Source organism: Streptomyces sp. WZ.A104, from assembly GCF_002382885.1.
Taxonomy (GTDB): Bacteria; Actinomycetota; Actinomycetes; order Streptomycetales; family Streptomycetaceae; genus Streptomyces.
Genome location: NZ_NWVL01000083.1, coordinates 1 through 17928, shown reverse-complemented (window position 1 = coordinate 17928; position 17928 = coordinate 1). Strand labels below are relative to the sequence as shown.

The following is a 17928-nucleotide window of genomic DNA, read 5'->3' as shown; positions in this document are numbered from 1 at the left end:
CGAAGGCGTACGTATGGTCAAGCGACGGAACACCGGGAAGCGGGGCAGTGGTCATGCACAGCTACGACGGCAGCGGTTCGTACGGACTGGGCGAGCGCAGGACGCTGAGGGAGCAGGCGCGTACATACGCCCTGCTGCCGCTGCGGATCTTCCTCGGCGTCACCTTCGTCTACGCGGGCCTCGACAAGCTCACGGACAGCGCCTTCCTGTCCGCCGACGGCGCCGGGTCCATCGGCGAGATGATGCGCGGGGTGCGTGACTCCTCCGCGATCCCCGCCCTCGTCGACCTGGCCCTCAAGAACCCGGAGGGCTTCGGCTACGCCATCGCGACCGGCGAACTCCTCGTCGGCCTCGGCACCCTCGTCGGCCTCTGGGCCAGGCTCGCGGCGCTCGGCGGCGCGCTGATCTCGCTGAGCCTCTGGCTCACCGTGAGCTGGCAGGCCACCCCGTACTACTACGGCAACGATCTGCCCTATCTGATGGCGTGGCTGCCGCTGCTGCTCGCCGGGGCCCCGATGTTCTCCGCCGACGCCTTCCTCGCCTCACGCCGGCGCCGGACCATGTAGGCGACCCAGGTCGCCGTCGCGGCCAGCCACAGACCGCCGAAGAGCAGCGGGAAGAAGAACGTCCAGGGGACCTCCCACGCCCCGGCGGCGTCGGCCGCGTACCCGCCCGCCAGAGCCAGCATGGCCAGACCCGCCACCGCGCGTCCCGGCCGGAATTCATGACGCAGCACGGGTGACCTCCACCTGTCCGATGCCGACTTCCAGTTCCAGTTCGATCGTTCCGGCGGGCTTCGTGCCGGCCGGCGGCGGCAGGGTCCGCTGCCTGGCCTCGTCGCTGTTGATCCGGACCTGGACCCGCTGGCCCTCCTCCAGCCGGATCTCTCCGAGATCCACCTCGGCACGCACCTTCACCGTCACGTCCTCCGGGACGACGACGGCCGCCCGCCCCGCTGTCACGTCGAGTCCCGTACGCACGGTCCCGCCCTCCGGCACCTTCAGGCCGGACAGGTCCAGCCGGGCGTCGCCGGTGCCCAGCTCGTAGTGCGGCTGGAGGGCTGCCACCGAGGCGGGCCGCCACTCCTGGCGCACCCAGGTCGTGTCGATGTCCTTCGGCACCGCCGAGGCACCGGCCAGCAGGCCCGCCGTGACCATCGCCATCAGCACCGTGCCGAAACCCGTCCGGCCCAGCACCGAGGCGACCAGCAGCCCGAGGCCGAACACCGCGAGGGCGGCGACCAGACCGATCTGGAGGGCCGTCCCCAGCGGCTGGTGCTCCCAGCTCAGCCCCGTACCGAGACCACCCGCCACCAGGGCCGCCAGGAAGACCGGGCCCCCGATCGAGCGCGGGCCGCGCGGCTCGGGCAGCGGGTGCGGCGGCCGGAACGGGGCCTCCTTGCTGGGCCCGGCCTGGGCCGCCGCCTGGTCCGTGTCCGCCGGGCCCCACAGATAGCCGGAGGCCACCGGCCCGGTCGTCCCGTCCTTGACGATCGGGTCGCGCCACCACGACGGGCCGCCCGGCGTCGGCGGGGCCTTCACCTCCGGAGGGGGCGTGCCGAGCCCGCCGGTGTGGGTGGGGCCGGGCGGGGCGGCCGGTGTGCCGGGCGGGGCCGTCGGGTCCTCGGGGGCCGCCGTCCTACGGGACTGCGTCCACACGGAGAATCCGACGACGGCCAGCGTCAGCAGGGCGGCGAACGACAGCATGCCCCGGTTGTGCAGCATCGACAGGAACAGCCCGCAGCCGATCAGCGCCAGCAGCAGCGCCACCAGCGACGCCCCGTCGACCCGCCCCGACAGCAGCTTGCGCGCCTCGTTCTCCTCGTCGCCCTCCGCGGGCAGCAGCAGCCAGGCGAAGCCGTAGAAGATCAGGCCGATGCCCCCGGTGACCGACAGGACACCGAGCACGATCCGGAAGATCACCGGGTCCACGTCGCAGTACCGGCCCAGCCCGCCGCACACCCCGGCGACGACCTTCTGCCGCGGGGTGCGCCGCAGCTGCGGCTTCGGCGCGTCGGGGGGCGCGACGCCGGGAGGGGCGTCCGAGGGAGCGGTCATGCCTCCATGGTGACGGTCCGGACCGCCCGCCGGGACCCGCCCCGACCCTGGACGGTCCCTGATATTGCCCGCGTGCGTCCCTGAAGGGCCGGGGCGCGGCAGGCTGGTCCGCCCGCCGCGCCCCGGCGCCCGGGCCGGGCCGGGCCGCCGATCACCCCGGGGAGGGCTCCCTGGAGGAGAACACGGCCGGCGGCCGCGCCGAGCGCTCGTGCACGACGCGCGCGTCGTGCCACCTGCGGGCGAACGAGGCCAGGTAGCAGCCGACGCTGAACAGGAGGATCAGCAGGCTGACACCGAGGAAGACCAGGCCGAGCGGGCCCAGCTCGGAAAGGGTGTGTGTCACGCCCATGTGGCCGCTCCGGAGGTGTAGGAGCGCCACAGGGAGGCACCCATCCAGTAGGTACGGATGAACTGGAAGACCAGCTCCGGTAGGAGCAGAGCGCACACCAGCATCGCCTTCCAGCCCAGTGGGATGACCCGGACCGCCGAGAAGACCGACCAGGCGAGCAGGAGGAGCAGCCAGAGCGGGTCTCCGGCGGGCTGCCCCTGCGCGATGGACTGGGCGGCCCACACGGCGACCCAGCCGAGGCTGTAGGCGAAGCCGAGGAGGCCGAGTACGTACTGGACGATCGAGAGCCGCGTGTGCCGGGTCCAGCCGCGCTGCCGCATGATGTCCAGTGTTCCGCGTACCCAGCGCTCCCGTTGGCGCACCAGGTCGCCGAGAACCGGCATCAGGTCGGTGTAGGCGACGCAGTACTGGTTGGCGGTCACCCGCCAGCCCGCCTCCTTCAACGACAGCGTTGTCTCGTAGTCCTCGACCAGGTTGCCGCTGTGCTGCCAGAAGACTTCGCCGCGGGCGTCGATGAGGTGCTGAAGGGCGGCCGTGCTGTAGAAGGAACCGGCACCGGCCATGGTGTGCAGGTCGGTCCGTGAGCGTGTGTGGGCGTACCTCCCGTACTCGATGATCTGCATGCCGGTGAGGTAGCGCTGCCATGTGTTCCGCCACAGACCGCTGCGGCCGTAGCAGGTGGCGCTCACCCCGCCCAGAGTCGGATCGGATTCCATGACCATCCGTGCCCGCTGGACGAATCGCGGATGCAGGGAGGTGTCCGCGTCCATGACGAGGACGTAGCGTGCCGCGCCGGTGAGGTCTCCGCACTGTTCGGCGAGACCGGCGAGGGCATGGTTGAGAGCCCCCGCCTTCTTGTGGGGATTGTCGGGCAGGCACAGCACCCGGGTCTGCGGAACGCCGGGCCGGTCGGCGAACTCGCGGGCGATCCGCTCCGTGCCGTCCGTCGAGTTGTTCACCACGACGAGGATCAGGTCGGGGCGGTGGGTCTGGGCGGCCAGGGACTCCAGGGAGCTGAGTACTTCGGCTTCCTCGTTCCGGGCCGGGATCACGACGACGGTGTCGTGTGCTGGTTCGCGATGCGCTTTCGGTAATACCTTGGCCACTGCTGGGGGCGGCGTCGGCCTGACGGCTTCGGTGCCTTGGGGAAGTGCTTCCTCGGAATCGAGCAGGGCTGGCCCTGTCAATGCCATAAGGGTTCTCCAGTCGAGCGCGGATCGATGTGTGCAGCACACGGCACTGTGTACCTGGTTCACCTGGCAGCGGCCATGATCACACACCTCTCGTCATTGGTCTGGACCTGTCTCGGTGTACGGATCGCGAAGAGATGGCGAACTCTGGCCCGGCCTTGCCATTTGATTGCGTTGGCAACGTGCGGGGTGTGCATTCCGGCCACTTCGTCGGCCACGCTTATGGGAGAAACCGCCTGATCTCGACTGAGGGTGCCTTATGCGTATTTGATGAGGCGTCAGAGCGGTGACGGGTGTTCGGTGAGCGAGCTCACATGCACCCCTCCGGGGCTCCGTCGTACAAGAAGGGGGCGTCCCGGAGGTGCCGGCGCGCGTCGGGCCGCATCGAGAGGGGTGCCACCACCATGCGTGCGCCGGGGACAGCATCAGGGTCACTTCGGGGGGTGACCCTGATGCCGCCCCGCGCCCGCGCGTGTGACGATCGGGGTATGCCAGCCGCCACCGCCCGAGCCGCCAGCTCCCTCACCGCCGACCCGGAGGAGCCGCCGCAGCGCAAGCTGTACCGCAGCGCCGACGGACGGATGCTCGGCGGCGTCGCGCGCGGGCTCGCCGGACACCTCGGGCTGCCGGTCGCCTGGGTGCGGTTCGTGTTCCTCGGGCTGTTCTTCACCGACGGCCTGGGCGCCCTGCTGTACGCGGTGTTCTGGATCGTCGTCCCGCTCGGCGTCGGCGGCGTCGAGGCCCCGCGCTCGGTGTTCGAGACCGCCGCGGACGGCCGCCGCAAGCTCCGTAAACCGGACAGGGGCCAGGTCTTCGCGCTGGTCGCCCTCACCTTCGGGGCCGTCACGTTCGTCGCCAACGTCGACATGGGCAGCGAGGCCGACCGCTACATCTGGCCCACCCTCCTGATCGGCGCGGGTTCCGTCCTGGTCTGGCGGCAGGCGGACAACGCCCGCCGCGCCCGCTGGATGGAGGTCGGCCGCAACCGCAAGCTGCTCCACCTGGCGCGCGGCTTCGCCGGAGTGGCCCTGGTCGGCCTCGGCCTCGCCGTGTTCCTCGTCGTACGCGGCTCGGCGGCCCAGCTGGGCAACGTGCTCACCGCCGCCATCGCCGTGCTGACCGGCATCTTCCTGCTCGCGGGCCCCTACCTGGTGCGGATGACCCAGGACCTCTCCGAGGAGCGCCTGATGCGCATCCGCGCCCAGGAGCGGGCCGAGGTCGCCGCCCATGTTCACGACTCGGTGCTGCACACCCTCACCCTGATCCAGCGCAACGCGGACGACGGCGGCGAGGTCAGACGCCTCGCCCGCGCCCAGGAGCGCGAGCTGCGCAACTGGCTCTACAACCCCGAGGGCACCGGCAAGGACGAGGACGACGAACCGGAGACCCTGGCCGAGGCGGTCAAGCGGGCCGCCGCCGAGGTCGAGGACAAACACGGCGTGCCCCTGGAAGTCGTCGTGGTCGGCGACTGCCCGCTCGACGAGAAGCTGAGCGCGCAGATGCAGGCCGCGCGCGAGGCGATGGTGAATGCCGCCAAGTACGGTGGCGAGGGCGGCGCCGTGCAGGTCTACGCGGAGGTCGAGGGCCGTACGGTCTTCGTGTCCGTACGGGACCGGGGTCCGGGCTTCGACCTGGACGAGGTTCCCGGGGACCGCATGGGCGTACGAGAATCAATCATCGGCCGGATGCAGCGCAACGGCGGCAGCGCCCGGCTGCGTTCGGTGCCCGGCGGGGGCACCGAGGTCGAGCTGGAGATGGAGAGGGCGAGCGAATGACCGAGAACACCGAAGCCACCGGGGGCCCGGAGCGGCGGGTACGGGTCGTGCTCGTCGACGACCACCGGATGTTCCGCACCGGGGTGCAGGCCGAGATCGGCCGCACCGAGGAGACCGGCGTCGAGGTGGTCGGTGAGGCCGCCGACGTCGACCAGGCGGTCACGGTCATCACCGCGACCCGCCCCGAGGTCGTCCTCCTCGACGTCCACCTCCCGGGCGGCGGCGGCGTCGAGGTGCTGCGTCGCTGCGCCCCCCTGATGAGCGCCGCCGAGGACCCGGTCCGCTTCCTCGCCCTGTCCGTCTCGGACGCCGCGGAGGACGTCATCGGGGTCATCCGGGGCGGGGCGCGGGGCTACGTCACCAAGACGATCACCGGCACCGACCTGGTCGACTCCGTCTTCCGGGTCCAGGAGGGCGACGCCGTCTTCTCGCCCCGCCTGGCCGGTTTCGTCCTGGACGCCTTCGCCTCCACGGACGCCCCGCCGGTCGACGAGGACCTGGACCGCCTCACCCAGCGCGAGCGCGAGGTGCTGCGGCTGATCGCGCGCGGCTACGCGTACAAGGAGATCGCCAAGCAGCTGTTCATCTCGGTGAAGACGGTCGAGTCGCACGTCTCGGCGGTGCTCCGCAAGCTCCAGCTCTCCAACCGGCACGAGTTGACGAGGTGGGCGACGGCGCGACGCCTGGTCTGAGGCGCCGCTGCCTGTTACGGGCTCACGCCACCCGGGTCGCGCCCGCGAACGGCATCTGGTCGATGGGCGCGATGCGGACCGGGGCGCCGGGGCGCGGGGCGTGGATCATGCGGCCGCCACCGATGTAGAGGCCGACATGGCTGATCCCGGAGTAGAAGAAGACCAGGTCGCCGGGGGCCAGTTGGGAGCGGGGCACTCGCTGTCCGGCGTTGATCTGGGTGTAGGTGGTCCGCGGCAGGCTGACGCCCGCCGCCTTCCACGCCGCCTGGGTCAGGCCCGAGCAGTCGAAGGCGTTCGGGCCGGTCGCGCCCCAGACGTACGGCTTGCCGATCGCGCCGTGGGCGAAGGCGATGGCCCGGGCGGCACGGGAGTTGGGTGCGGCGACGGGGGTGCGGGCGGTGGAGCGGTCGGCGTGGGCGGGGGCGGGGGCGCCGCCGTGCCGGGCGTCGGCGGAACGTTCGTACGCGGCGCGCTCGTCCGCGGTCAGGGTGTCCAGGAGCCTGCGGGCGTCGGCCAGTTTGGTGCGGATCGCGGTGCGGTGTTCGTGCAGTTCGGCGCGGCGGGCGGCGAGCCGCTCGGCCTCCCGGTCGGCGCGGGCCTTCACCTGGGAGATCTGGGAGATCTGCCGCCGGATGCCGTTGAGCACACCCCGCCGGCGGTCGCCCGCCCGGTCGAGGAAGGCCGCACGCTCCAGGTAGGCGTCGGGGTCGGAGGAGAGCGCCAGCTGTACGGCCGGGTCGAGCGTTCCGCTGCGGTACTGGGCGGTCGCCAGCGAACCGAGCGCGTTGCGGGCGGTGTTGAGGCGGCCGGTGCGGCGGGCCGCCTCGTCGGTGAGGGCGTCGAGGCTACGGGTGGCGGCAGCCGCCTTCTCCTTCGCCCCGTTGTACTTCTCGGTGGCGACCTCGGCGTCGTGGTACAGCCGGTCGACCTTGGCCCGGACCTGGGTGGCGGTGGGGGCCGCCGGTTCGGCGGGGGCGGCCCCGGCCCCGGTGACCGATCCGGCGGTTGCGGCCCCGGCGAGCGCCAGGGTGGCCGCGGTGCGGGCAGCAGGGCCGGTGAGCGGGCGCTGCTTGGGTTTTCGGTGAGCTGACCTGCGGTGCGCTGCCACGGGGGCGGCATCCTTCCTGTCGGCTGCCCGCCGGGGGATGCCGACGGGGTCCGGGATGGACGCTAATCCGGGCACGGAGAAAAGAGTCGGCATGACAGCTATTGCCCTGATGTGACGTTTCTCCGTTCACGGATGATCAGGGCCATTCAAGATGTTCAGGTTCAGTCCATCGGGATCACTCATGGGGAAGTACGCAAGGAAGGTTCGCCTCACTGAAGGGTGCAACCTTCGCCATGGCTAGGCTCCGGAGCCATGGACGTACTCATCAAGGTCTTCGTCGCCCTGCACATCATCGGCATCGCCTCCCTGCTGGGCGGTTTCCTGACGCAGATGAAGGCCATGGGGGCGGGCACCGCCCGCTTCACCCCCGCCATGCTGCACGGCGCGCTGACCATGCTTGTCACCGGCATGGTTCTGGTCGGCCTCAACCAGGCCGACGACCAGGCCGTGAACAACGTCAAGATCGGCATCAAGCTCGCCCTGCTGGTCGTGATCCTCGCCCTGGTCTACGTCAAGCGGGACGACGAGACGGTCGACAAGGGCGCGTTCGCGGCGGTCGGCGGGCTGACGGCCGCCAATGTCTTCATCGCCACGATCTGGACCTGAGCCTGAGCAGCCCCGCTCGAAACGCCCGCGCCCCTGGGCGGGATGCTGTGTTCATGCCCGTACACATTCCCTTCAGACGTTCCGCCGCCGCCGCTGCCCTCGTCGCCGCCACACTGACGGCGTGCGGGACCCAGCAGGGCGGCGAGGTGCGATCGGCCGCATCGGCCGCCGCGTCCTCCGCGAGCCCCCAGCCCTCCTTCAGCCCCCGGCCGCTGTGCGCGCGGTCGGACCGGACGCCCGAGGAGATTCCCGCCTCCTCCGCTCCCGCCCCGGACGAGGGCGGCGACCGCCAGGAGGCGGGTCAGGGCCACCCGGACATGCCCCCCAACTACGCCGACAACCACGCGTACCGCATGGCGGGGAAGCTGACCGAGGAGGCCCGCGCCCGGGGAGAGGCCTCGGCCGAGCTCATCCGGGGCGAGCTGGAAGAGGCCATGCGGGAGGGCGACCTCAGCGACGAGCGGCTCAAGAAGGCGCTGAAGAACCTCGGCTGCGGCGAGGAGCACGGCGTCTACGTCGGCCACGGGTTCTACAGCGTCCACACGGGGAACGCCTGCGTCTCCGGAAACGCGTCGCAGGACGGGATCACGAGCAACGTGCACGGGGCCTACATCGAACCCCAGCCCGGAACGGGGCCCTGCGTCAGGAACCAGGGCGGTCACTGACCGGGGCGTCGGGACCGACCGGGGGAGCCCGGGTGGTGGCAGCAGCTCCCGGCACCCTGACACCCCGGCTCCCGCACACCGGCACCCCGGGCACCCGGAACCCCTGCTTCCCCCTACTACGCCGGGCGCACGCTCCCGTAGATCGGCATGTAGTAGATCGACTCCTCGCGCACGTTCGCACCCGGCTTCGGGGCGTGGATCATCATCCCGTCGCCCTTGTAGATGCCGACGTGGCTGATGTCGTCGTAGAAGAAGACCAGGTCACCGGGCTGGAGGTCGGAGGTGGCGACCCGGGTGCCGACCTTCACCTGGTCCCAGGTCGTCCGGGGCAGGTCCACGCCCGCCTCGCGCCACGCCGACTGCGTCAGCCCCGAGCAGTCGTACGAGGACGGGCCCGAGGCCCCCCACACGTACGGCTTCCCGATCTGGGCGCGCGCGAAGGCCAGCACCTTCTCCGCCTTGGCGGCGTAACCGCTGCCCGCGCCGGTGCCGGAGTCCGTACCCGTACCGGTACCCGTACCGGAGCCCGACCCCGTACCGCCGCCCGACTCCTTCGCGGCCTCCTCGCGGGCCTTCTCCTCGGCCTCGGCCCGCTGCTCCGCGTCGGCGGCCTGCTTGCGGGCCAGCTTCTCCGCCTTCTCCTTGGCCTCGGCCTCCTTCTTGCGCTCCAGCTCAGCCAGCCGCGCCTTCTCCTCGGCGGTCAGCCGGGAGAGCAGGGACCGGGCCTCGGTGAGCTTGGTCTGCACGTCCTTCTTGCTGGCGGCGAGCGTGGCCTGCGTCTCGGTAAGGGTCTCCAGGCTCTTCACCGCCTCCGCGCGCTTCTTCGCCGCCGAGGCCTGCTGCTTACGGAAGTCGACGACGGCCTTCTGCTGGCGTTCCGTCACCCGGCTCATCAGCTGGTTCTGGTCGAAGTACCCCTGCGGGTCGTCCGCCAGGAAGAACGTGGCCGTGGGCGCGATGCCGCCGCTGCGGTACTGCGCCGCCGCATACGACCCCAGCGCCCGGCGCGCCTCGTTGATCTTCTCGGCCCGCTTGGCCACGTCGGAGAGCAGCGTGTCGACCTTCGTCTGCTGGGCCGCGGAGGCGGCCTTGGCCCGGTTGTACTCCTGGGTCGCGGAGCCCGCCTGCCGGTAGAGGGCGTCGACCTTCTTCTGGACTTCCTCGACGGCGGGCTTGGGCTCGGCGGGCGCGGCCGTCGCGCTCTGCGTGGAGAGCAGGGTGACGGAGGCCAGCGCGGCCGTCGTCAGCCCGACGGCGGGTGTGGCGGTGCGCACTTTCGCGCGCGGCTTGCGATGCGATGCCAAGACCGGCATCTCCTTCCGTGGACCGCCTACCGGGTTAGCTGTCGGGTTCGGACGGGAACGGAAGGCTGTCCTACGGTCCGGACGGGAGAGGTACGGACCGATTCACCCCGGTTCTGCGTGTGGGTCCCCGGTTCCGAACCGCCGCGAGGGCAGGCCGGATTCGGCGGAGGTGTCCGTCAGGCGCGGTTCGCCTCAGGGAGGTACGGATCACCTGACCGAGCACGGTAGCCAACCGGCCCCGCCGCTGGGAAGGACGATGAGCGATATGCCCGATACATTTTCGTGACCTTCGCGGATCAGGGGCCCCGCACCCCCTCCGACCGGGCACTCCTTCACGGAACGTGGACGTCCGCTGTCCGTGTGTGCCGGTGTGAACGGCCCCTTCCGGACTTCGGCGGAAGGTTGTCAGTGCGGCCGCCTAGACTCGGGAGGCGATGAGCAGCCTCTTTGACGACAGCTTCCTGACCGGCCTCCAGCCCGCGGAGGACGGTCCTCCGCCGCCCCCCGAGGACCACGCACCCGAAGCGGTGCCGGAGGGACTCTTCGAGGGCGTCTTCGACGCGCCCCCGCCGCCCCGGGACGGGTATTACCGCGACGGTCACCCGCGCCCGGTGATCGACTCCGCCGCGCTGCTCGACGGGCTCAACACCGAACAGCGCGCCGCCGTCGTGCACGCCGGGTCCCCGCTGCTCATCGTCGCCGGGGCCGGCTCCGGCAAGACCCGGGTGCTCACCCACCGCATCGCCCATCTGCTGGCCGAGCGCGGGGTCCACCCCGGGCAGATCCTCGCGATCACTTTCACCAACAAGGCCGCGGGCGAGATGAAGGAGCGCGTCGAGCAGCTCGTCGGCCCGCGCGCCAACGCCATGTGGGTCATGACCTTCCACAGCGCGTGCGTCCGCATCCTGCGCCGCGAGTCCAAGAAGCTCGGCTTCACCTCGTCGTTCTCGATCTACGACGCCGCCGACTCCAAGCGCCTGATGGCCCTGGTCTGCCGCGACCTCGACCTGGACCCCAAGCGCTATCCGCCGAAGTCCTTCACCGCCAAGGTCTCCAACCTCAAGAACGAGCTCATCGACGAGGAGACCTTCGCCGGGCAGGCTGCCGATGGCTTCGAGAAGACCCTCGCCCAGGCGTACACGCTCTACCAGGCCCGCCTGCGCGAGGCCAACGCCCTGGACTTCGACGACATCATCATGACGACGGTCCACCTCCTCCAGGCCTTCCCGGACGTCGCCGAGCACTACCGCCGCCGCTTCCGTCACGTCCTGGTCGACGAGTACCAGGACACCAACCACGCCCAGTACACGCTGGTACGGGAACTGGTCGGCCCGGCCGGGGAGCACGACGCCCCCGCAGAGCTGTGCGTGGTGGGCGACGCGGACCAGTCGATCTACGCCTTCCGGGGCGCGACCATCCGCAACATCCTCCAGTTCGAGGAGGACTACCCGGACGCGACGACGATCCTCCTGGAGCAGAACTACCGCTCCACGCAGACGATCCTCTCCGCCGCCAACGCGGTCATCGAGCGCAACGAGAGCCGCCGCCCCAAGAACCTCTGGACCAACGCCGGCAGCGGCGCCCGCATCACCGGCTATGTCGCGGACACCGAGCACGACGAGGCCCAGTTCGTCGCCGAGGAGATCGACCGCCTCACCGACAAGGGCGACGCCAAGGCGGGCGACGTCGCCGTGTTCTACCGGACCAACGCCCAGTCCCGTGTCTTCGAAGAGATCTTCATCCGCGTCGGCCTGCCCTACAAGGTCGTCGGCGGTGTGCGCTTCTACGAGCGCAAGGAGGTCCGGGACGTCCTGGCCTACCTCCGTGTCCTCGCCAACCCCGAGGACACCGTCCCGCTGCGCCGCATCCTCAACGTGCCCAAGCGCGGCATCGGCGACCGCGCCGAAGCGATGATCGACGCCCTCTCGCTGCGCGAGAAGATCTCCTTCCCGCAGGCGCTGCGCCGCGTCGACGAGGCCTACGGCATGGCCGCCCGCTCGGCCAACGCCGTCAAGCGGTTCAACACGCTGATGGAGGAGCTGCGCACGATCGTCGAGTCCGGCGCCGGCCCAGCCGTCGTGCTGGAAGCGGTCCTGGAGCGCACGGGCTATCTCGCAGAGCTCCAGGCATCCACCGACCCGCAGGACGAGACCCGCATCGAGAACCTTCAGGAACTCGCCGCCGTCGCCCTCGAATTCGAGCAGGAGCGCGGCGAGACGGAGGGCGCGGGCACCCTCGCGGAGTTCCTGGAGAAGGTCGCGCTCGTCGCCGACTCCGACCAGATCCCCGACGAGGACGGGGACGGCTCCGGCGTCATCACGCTGATGACCCTGCACACGGCGAAGGGCCTGGAGTTCCCGGTCGTCTTCCTCACCGGCATGGAGGACGGCGTCTTCCCGCACATGCGGGCCCTCGGCCAGACCAAGGAGCTGGAGGAGGAGCGCCGCCTCGCCTACGTCGGCATCACCCGCGCCCGCGAACGCCTCTACCTCACCCGCGCCGCCATGCGCAGTGCCTGGGGCCAGCCGTCGTACAACCCGCCCTCGCGGTTCCTGGAGGAGATCCCGGACGAGCACCTGGACTGGAAGCGCAAGGGTCCGATGGCCGCCCCGGCCGGACCCACCTCGGGCATCACGTCCTCGCTCTCCTCCTCCCGCTCCCGCTCCGGCCCCTCGGGTTTCGCGACCCGGCGCGGTACGGAGAAGCCGGTCGTCACCCTGGTGGTGGGGGACCGGGTCACCCACGACCAGTTCGGCCTCGGCACGGTGACGGCCGTCGAAGGCGTGGGCGACCAGGCCAAGGCGACGGTCGACTTCGGGGACGAACGCCCGAAGAAGCTGCTGCTGCGGTACGCGCCGGTCGAGAAGCTGTAGCGGCGGAGAACATGGTGAAGGGGGCCCCACGCCCGGGGCCCCCTTCACCGTGTGCGCGCGTCAGGTCGGGTCGACGCCCTTGCTGCGCAGCCACGCCAGCGGGTCGACCGCCGCGCCGCCGCCCGGCCGGACCTCGAAGTGCAGGTGCGGGCCGGTGGAGTTGCCCGAATTCCCGGAGTACGCGATGACGTCACCGGCCTTGACCGGGCCCGAGCGGATCTTGGTGCTGCTGAGGTGGCAGTACCAGGTCTCCGTGCCGTCGGCCGCGGTCACGATCGCCATGACCCCGTACGCGCTGTTCAGCTGTGTGCGCACGGTGCCGTCGGTCGCGGCCATCACCGGAGTGCCGTACGAGACGGGGAAGTCGATGCCCGTGTGCACGGACATCCAGTTGATGCCCGCCTGGCCGTAGTAGGCGCTCAGCCCGTGCTGCTTCACCGGCAGGACGAACTTGGGGCGCAGCGCCTCGCGGCGTGCGGCCTCCTCCTCGCGCTTCTTCTTCTCCGCCGCCTGCCGTTCCCGCAGGTCGATGCGTTCCTGGGTGCGGCTCGCGCGCTCGCGGAAGTCGGCGCTGCCCTCGGAGAGCTGTTCCAGCTGGTTGTCGAGCTTGTTGTTGGCGGCGACCGTCCTGACCGTGCTGGGGTCCGCGATCGCCATGGAGGCGGTCGCCTCCTCCGGCTTCTCCTCGCCGCCGGACATCCCGCTGACCGAGGCGGCGGCGATGCCCGCGACGCTCATCACGCAGGCGGAGGGCACCGCGACGGTCAGGAGCGCGGAGCGCTTGGCGGGGCTGCGGCGCCGGGCCCGGTTGCGGGCGGCGGGCGGGCGGACGACGGCGCGGTTCACGGGGTGCGGGGCGGGCGCGTGGTTCGCGTAGTCCTCGGCGTCCGGCTCCGGAGCGTCGTCGGTGGCGGGGGCTGCCTCGGTGGCGAGCTCGGCGGTGGAGGACGGGGCTGTGTCCGTGCCCGCTTCCACGCCCCCTTCGTGCGTCTGCTGTTCGTACAGTGGATACGACGTCTGTTCGGGTCCGTACGCGGACTCCTCGGGCGTGGCGCCGGAGTTCCAGGCGGTCGCGTCATAGGCACCCGTGTCGTACGTGCCGGTGCCGTACGCGCTCGTGCCGTACGCACCGGTTCCGTACCCGTCGGCCGTGTAGGCGCCGGTGGCGAAGGCGGTGGTGTCGTGGGCCCCGGTGTCGTACGCGTCGGTCCCGTAGCCGCCGTCGGCCCTGTAGCCGCCGTCGGTCCCGTAGGCGGTGCCGACCGGGTACGCCCCGGTGTCGTAGGCGTCCGTGCCGTACGGGGCGGAACTGAACGCGGTGGTGGGGAAGGCGCCGGTCTCGGCGGCCGTCCACTGGCCGGTCGCGTCCTGGTCGACGGTCTGCTGCCAGGCGCCGGTGGCGTCCCACTGCTGCCCGGTCGTGTCCCACTGCTGGTGGACCTGCGAATGATCCGTGTAGCCGTCGTATGTGGCGGTCGCGGCGGCCGTGGCCGTCTGCTGGGCGTCCGTGTGAGCGCCCGTGTCCCAGGCGGTGGTGTCGTACGCGCCGCTGTAGCCGCCGTAGGACTCGCCGCCGTAGGTGCCGTCGTACCCGGTGGTGGCGGTCGCGGTGGCCTGATGGGCCGAGTCGTAGTCGGCTGCTTGGCCGGATTCGTGCGCACCCGGAAGGGAGCCGAAGAGCGGGTCGGTGGCGAAGCTGCCGGTCGACTGACTGTCGTACCCGACGGGCCCGGCGTGGGGGTGCTGGTCGTTCACCAACTTCTCTCTCGCCTCGGCAGCAGGACTGTTCTGGGTCCCGGCCAGCGGGTCCCCAGGGGGGAAGCAGTGGCCGCGACTGTACCCGGCAGTATGTGAGGACGACAATCTTCGACGGGTTTTACGGCCGTAGGAAACGGGCAATCGGCCGTCTTTCGGTGGACGACTGGCACAGCCTTGGCCCTACGTTCGATAGATGTTCTATTTCAGGCCACGGAAGCTGTCGTTCCGTCGGAGGCGGATGTGTCCTCCGGCGCCTCGCACGCATCGAGCGCCTCACGGACGGCGGCGGCCACCGCCGGATGTACGGGCAGCGCGAGGTGCCCGATGCCGGTGACGCGTACGTTCACGGCGTCGAGGTCGGAGTGGTCGACGCACGCTGTCTCGGCCGGGACCATCACCTGGTCCAGCTCGCTCCAGAAACTGACGAACCGCGTCCGGCAGCCGGGTGCGGGGCTGCGCAGCTCCTCGATCACGGAGGACCCGCCGCGCATCTGCCGCACGATGGGGTGAATACCCGCCCCCGGTGCGACGGCGGTGCCGCTGTGCGGCGTGCCGAGCGTGACGAGGGTGCGGACCCGGTGGTCACCGCCGAGCCGCTGCACGTAGTACCGGGCGATCAGTCCGCCGAGGCTGTGCCCGACGACGTCGACCCGGCGGTGCCCGGTACGCGCGCAGATCTCCTCCACGTGCCGGCCGAGCAGTTCGGCGGCGGTGCGGATGTCGCGTGTCAGCGGGGAGTAGTTGAGGGACTCCAGGTGCCGGCGGCCGTGCCGGGACAGCGTCCGGCGCAGGAGGAGGAAGACGGAGCGGTTGTCGATGAACCCGTGCAGCAGGACGACGGGCGGCGGGGCGGAGGCCGGGGCGAGGCGCGGAGCGGGCGACGGGTCGGGTGAGGGAACCGGCCGGCGGCGCTCCGGGGTGAGGCCGAAGGGGTAGACAGCCAGGTGCCCGGCGAGGACGACCAGCTCCAGGGCGGTGGCGCCGAGCAGCGCGGAGGAGAGGCGGGGGCCCGGGCGCCCGGGGCGGGCGAGCGGTCCGGCGCGGTGCGGCTTTCCGACGCGGTGCAGCAGTCCGGGGAGGCGTAGCAGTCCGGGGCGGTTCAGTGGTAGGGGGCGGTTCAGCAGTAGGGAGAGGAAAGGGAGGACCTTCACGGGCCGACCTCCTGCACTGGTGCACGGGGGAGGCGGCTCCCGTCCCCGTGGACCCTCATGGGGTGTCGGCACGAGGTCGCGACCGGGTCGGCCAGCCGGTCGGTCAGCCGGTCGGTCGGTCGGGCGAAGATGGCCGTACCACCGTGCCGTGCGGCTGGCGGCGCGGTGGTACGGCGACCTCGTAGCGGCTCCCCTTGCGCCGGGTCCCCGCGCGGCCGGAACACCGCGTGGACGGGGGACGACGCCTGGCGAACATGTCCCACGTGTGATTTCCCCCTCCCCGCCTGCCGCGAAACGGCGGCGTACGGGATGCTGTGGATAACGTTCGTTCACATCCCCGGCCCTTCAGGCGCGGGAGACCATGTGGAGGCAGTGATGGGTGTGACCGGTCCGATCCGTGTGGTGGTGGCCAAGCCGGGACTCGACGGCCATGACCGCGGGGCCAAGGTGATCGCACGGGCGTTGCGGGATGCCGGTATGGAGGTGATCTATACGGGGCTCCACCAGACCCCCGAGCAGATCGTCGACACGGCGATCCAGGAGGACGCCGACGCCATCGGCCTCTCGATCCTCTCCGGAGCGCACAACACGCTCTTCGCGAAGGTGATCGAGCTGCTGAAGGAGCGGGAGGCGGAGGACATCAAGGTGTTCGGCGGCGGGATCATCCCGGAGGCGGACATTCCTCCGCTGAAGAAGCTGGGCGTGGCTGAGCTCTTCACGCCGGGGGCGACGACGACCGAGATCGTCGACTGGGTCAACGCCAACGTCCGCCAGCCCGCGCAGACCTGAGCCCGGACTTGGGTGCGGGCCTGGGCGTTGGCTCGGGCCTGGGCCTGGGCCTGGGCCTGGGGCTGGGGCTGGACTTGGGTGCCGGTGCCGGTGCCGGCGCCGGTGTGGGTGCGGGCCTGGGCGTTTCAGAGGCGAGGGGGCGGGAGCGGGGTCGTCAGGTTGTCAGCTCCGCCTCCATCGCGGCGCGCAGCCGCAGGGTGGAGACCAGGCGCTGGAAGGCCTCCGACCAGTACCCTCCGGCTCCGGGCGACGCGCCCTCCTGTTCGTCCTGCGCGGCCGTGAGGACTTCCAGTCGATCGGCCTCGGCCGGGTCCAGGCAGCGTTCCGCGAGGCCCATCACCCCGCTGAAGCTCCACGGATAACTCCCGCCGTCCCGGGCGATGTCGAGCGCGTCCACCACCGCGCGCCCGAGCGGTCCGGTCCAAGGGACCGCGCAGACCCCGAGCAGCTGGAACGCCTCCGACAGGCCGTGTGCCGCGACGAACTCGGCTATCCAGGAGGCGCGTTCGGTCTGGGGAAGGATCGCAAGCAGCTTCGAACGCTCGGCGATCGAGGCGGTCCCCGGGCCGCTCGCCGGAGGCGCCGAAGGGGCCCCGAGCAGGGCTCGTGCCCACTGCGGATTGCGCTGGCGCACCGCCGCCCGGCACCACGCGGTGTGCAGTTCGACGGCCCACTCGTCGGCGACGGGCAGGGCCACGATGTCCTCGGCCGGGCGCCCGCCGAACCGCTCCTCCCAGATGCCGAGCGGCGTGGCCTCCACCAACTGCCCGAGCCACCAGGACCGTTCGCCCCGGCCCGTGGGCGGGACGGCGACGACACCGTCGCGCTGCATGCCCGCGTCGCACTCGTGCGGCGCCTCCACGGCGATGGACGCACCGCCTCCCGAACGGTCCGGGTTCACACAGGACGTCGCGCGGGCCGCCATCCGCCCGGCGAGTGCAGACCCGGGCAGGGCGGACAGCAGCTCGGCGGCAGTGGCGCGGACATTGCGGCTGCGGTCCGACAGGGCCTGCTCCAGGAAGGGCTCGTCGTCACCGCTGAGCCCGGTCCGCAGCGAGTCCAGGAACATCAGCCGGTCCTCGGCCCGTTCAGTGGACCAGGTCGTGGCGAGGAGGGCCAGTGCGGCCGGCGGATCCTGGGCCCGTACGGCGTCGAGCAGCGCGATCCGCTCCGCGAACAGCCCCTCCTCCCACAGACTGCGCACCGCCTCCGGGTCGGTGATGTCGGGCCGGACCGATCCGTTCGCGGAACCGCGCAGGGCGAACTTCCACTCGGGCTTCAGCCCGGCCAGCCACAGCCCCCGCGGCCCCGCGAACGCGAGCGCCTGCGGCCGCAGATCGGTGCGGGCACGAGCGGCGTCCAGCAGCGCGGGCACCAGGGCGGCCGGGGCCCGGAAGCCCTTCCGGTTGGCGGTGGCCAGCCACTGGGGAATCAGTTCGGTGAGGTCGGGCGCCGATCCGCGCCGCCCGCCGCCCGAGGGCCCGGCCCGGTCGGCGAGCAGGTGGGCGAGCCGCTGCCGGGCGGCCTCGGGGAGCGGCGGGCGCGGATCGGGGGCGGTGAGCTCCGGACGGGCCTCGGGCGCGGCGGGCAGCAGTCCCGCCCGCTGCCGCA

Annotated in this window: 16 protein-coding genes and 1 riboswitch; of the genes, 7 read left to right on the top strand and 9 right to left on the bottom strand. The window is 71.5% G+C overall.

Annotated features, from left to right (window positions below; all coding sequences use genetic code 11):
- The first annotated feature begins 53 nt into the window (after positions 1-53).
- Complete coding sequence (locus CIB93_RS31520) at positions 54-566, top strand: DoxX family protein (RefSeq protein WP_096631877.1); 513 nt, start codon at positions 54-56, stop codon at positions 564-566.
- Here CIB93_RS31520 and CIB93_RS39235 read toward each other — a convergent pair.
- The 4 genes from CIB93_RS39235 to CIB93_RS31500 form a co-directional block, all read right to left on the bottom strand.
- On the bottom strand, positions 473-736 hold the full coding sequence (locus tag CIB93_RS39235) for a hypothetical protein (protein ID WP_096631857.1): 264 nt from the start codon (positions 734-736) through the stop codon (positions 473-475). The genes CIB93_RS31520 and CIB93_RS39235 overlap by 94 nt on opposite strands.
- Positions 723-2057: a PspC domain-containing protein gene (locus CIB93_RS31510; protein ID WP_096631855.1), complete on the bottom strand. Its 1335-nt coding sequence runs from the start codon at positions 2055-2057 to the stop codon at positions 723-725. The genes CIB93_RS39235 and CIB93_RS31510 overlap by 14 nt, the downstream gene beginning before the upstream one ends.
- Before the next feature lie 151 nt (positions 2058-2208).
- Entirely contained in the window at positions 2209-2406 is a 198-nt protein-coding gene (locus CIB93_RS31505; RefSeq protein ID WP_096631853.1) for a hypothetical protein, read from the bottom strand.
- Complete coding sequence (locus CIB93_RS31500; protein ID WP_179500311.1) at positions 2397-3458, bottom strand: glycosyltransferase family 2 protein; 1062 nt, start codon at positions 3456-3458, stop codon at positions 2397-2399. The genes CIB93_RS31505 and CIB93_RS31500 overlap by 10 nt, the downstream gene beginning before the upstream one ends.
- A 626-nt stretch (positions 3459-4084) precedes the next feature.
- On the opposite strand from CIB93_RS31500, the gene CIB93_RS31495 reads away from it, so the two are divergent.
- Together CIB93_RS31495 and CIB93_RS31490 are read left to right on the top strand one after the other, a co-directional pair.
- Positions 4085-5371, top strand: a complete 1287-nt coding sequence (locus CIB93_RS31495; protein WP_096631850.1) for an ATP-binding protein — start codon at positions 4085-4087, stop codon at positions 5369-5371.
- Complete coding sequence (locus tag CIB93_RS31490; protein ID WP_096631848.1) at positions 5368-6063, top strand: response regulator transcription factor; 696 nt, start codon at positions 5368-5370, stop codon at positions 6061-6063. Before CIB93_RS31495 ends, CIB93_RS31490 begins: the two co-directional genes overlap by 4 nt.
- Positions 6064-6085: 22 nt before the next feature.
- Here CIB93_RS31490 and CIB93_RS31485 read toward each other — a convergent pair whose 3' ends face one another.
- Positions 6086-7171, bottom strand: coding sequence for a C40 family peptidase (locus CIB93_RS31485; RefSeq protein WP_096631847.1), 1086 nt, complete (start codon positions 7169-7171; stop codon positions 6086-6088).
- 252 nt (positions 7172-7423) lie between these two features.
- On the opposite strand from CIB93_RS31485, the gene CIB93_RS31480 reads away from it, so the two are divergent.
- Together CIB93_RS31480 and CIB93_RS39230 are read left to right on the top strand one after the other, a co-directional pair.
- The gene (locus CIB93_RS31480; protein WP_096631845.1) at positions 7424-7777 is read left to right on the top strand and encodes a hypothetical protein; all 354 of its coding nucleotides are present in this window, start codon (positions 7424-7426) and stop codon (positions 7775-7777) included.
- 53 nt (positions 7778-7830) lie between these two features.
- Positions 7831-8442 (top strand): hypothetical protein, encoded by a 612-nt coding sequence (locus CIB93_RS39230; RefSeq protein WP_257002446.1) that lies wholly within the window; start codon positions 7831-7833, stop codon positions 8440-8442.
- 116 nt (positions 8443-8558) lie between these two features.
- Here the strand turns inward: CIB93_RS39230 and CIB93_RS31470 are convergent, their stop codons facing one another.
- The gene (locus CIB93_RS31470; protein ID WP_179500310.1) at positions 8559-9755 is read right to left on the bottom strand and encodes a C40 family peptidase; all 1197 of its coding nucleotides are present in this window, start codon (positions 9753-9755) and stop codon (positions 8559-8561) included.
- Positions 9754-9922: riboswitch (cyclic di-AMP (ydaO/yuaA leader) on the bottom strand. (Overlaps the previous gene by 2 nt.)
- A gap of 258 nt (positions 9923-10180) precedes the next feature.
- Between CIB93_RS31470 and pcrA the strand changes: the two genes are divergently transcribed.
- The gene (gene pcrA / locus CIB93_RS31465; RefSeq protein WP_096631843.1) at positions 10181-12619 is read left to right on the top strand and encodes a DNA helicase PcrA; all 2439 of its coding nucleotides are present in this window, start codon (positions 10181-10183) and stop codon (positions 12617-12619) included.
- A 60-nt stretch (positions 12620-12679) separates the two neighbouring features.
- On the opposite strand, the gene CIB93_RS31460 is transcribed toward pcrA, so the two are convergent.
- A complete protein-coding gene (locus tag CIB93_RS31460; RefSeq protein ID WP_096631841.1) occupies positions 12680-14374 on the bottom strand; it encodes a M23 family metallopeptidase in 1695 nt (564 codons plus the stop codon).
- Positions 14375-14580: 206 nt separating this feature from the next.
- Positions 14581-15444, bottom strand: a complete 864-nt coding sequence (locus CIB93_RS31455; protein ID WP_179500312.1) for an alpha/beta fold hydrolase — start codon at positions 15442-15444, stop codon at positions 14581-14583.
- A 459-nt stretch (positions 15445-15903) separates the two neighbouring features.
- Between CIB93_RS31455 and CIB93_RS31450 the strand changes: the two genes are divergently transcribed.
- The gene (locus CIB93_RS31450) at positions 15904-16317 is read left to right on the top strand and encodes a cobalamin B12-binding domain-containing protein (RefSeq protein ID WP_096631838.1); all 414 of its coding nucleotides are present in this window, start codon (positions 15904-15906) and stop codon (positions 16315-16317) included.
- Positions 16318-16471: 154 nt separating this feature from the next.
- Here CIB93_RS31450 and CIB93_RS31445 read toward each other — a convergent pair.
- A partial coding sequence (locus CIB93_RS31445; protein ID WP_096631836.1) for a DUF5691 domain-containing protein occupies positions 16472-17928 on the bottom strand: 1457 nt, incomplete at its 5' end.

Coding starts and splice junctions, on each gene's coding strand:
- CIB93_RS39230 (WP_257002446.1), top strand. CDS start 7,831: ATGCCCGTACACATTCCCTTCAGACGTTCCGCCGCCGCCGCTGCCCTC.
- CIB93_RS31450 (WP_096631838.1), top strand. CDS start 15,904: ATGGGTGTGACCGGTCCGATCCGTGTGGTGGTGGCCAAGCCGGGACTC.
- CIB93_RS31520 (WP_096631877.1), top strand. CDS start 54: ATGCACAGCTACGACGGCAGCGGTTCGTACGGACTGGGCGAGCGCAGG.
- CIB93_RS31510 (WP_096631855.1), bottom strand. CDS start 2,057: ATGACCGCTCCCTCGGACGCCCCTCCCGGCGTCGCGCCCCCCGACGCG.
- CIB93_RS31505 (WP_096631853.1), bottom strand. CDS start 2,406: ATGGGCGTGACACACACCCTTTCCGAGCTGGGCCCGCTCGGCCTGGTC.
- CIB93_RS31470 (WP_179500310.1), bottom strand. CDS start 9,755: ATGCCGGTCTTGGCATCGCATCGCAAGCCGCGCGCGAAAGTGCGCACC.
- CIB93_RS31480 (WP_096631845.1), top strand. CDS start 7,424: ATGGACGTACTCATCAAGGTCTTCGTCGCCCTGCACATCATCGGCATC.
- pcrA (WP_096631843.1), top strand. CDS start 10,181: ATGAGCAGCCTCTTTGACGACAGCTTCCTGACCGGCCTCCAGCCCGCG.
- CIB93_RS31495 (WP_096631850.1), top strand. CDS start 4,085: ATGCCAGCCGCCACCGCCCGAGCCGCCAGCTCCCTCACCGCCGACCCG.
- CIB93_RS31490 (WP_096631848.1), top strand. CDS start 5,368: ATGACCGAGAACACCGAAGCCACCGGGGGCCCGGAGCGGCGGGTACGG.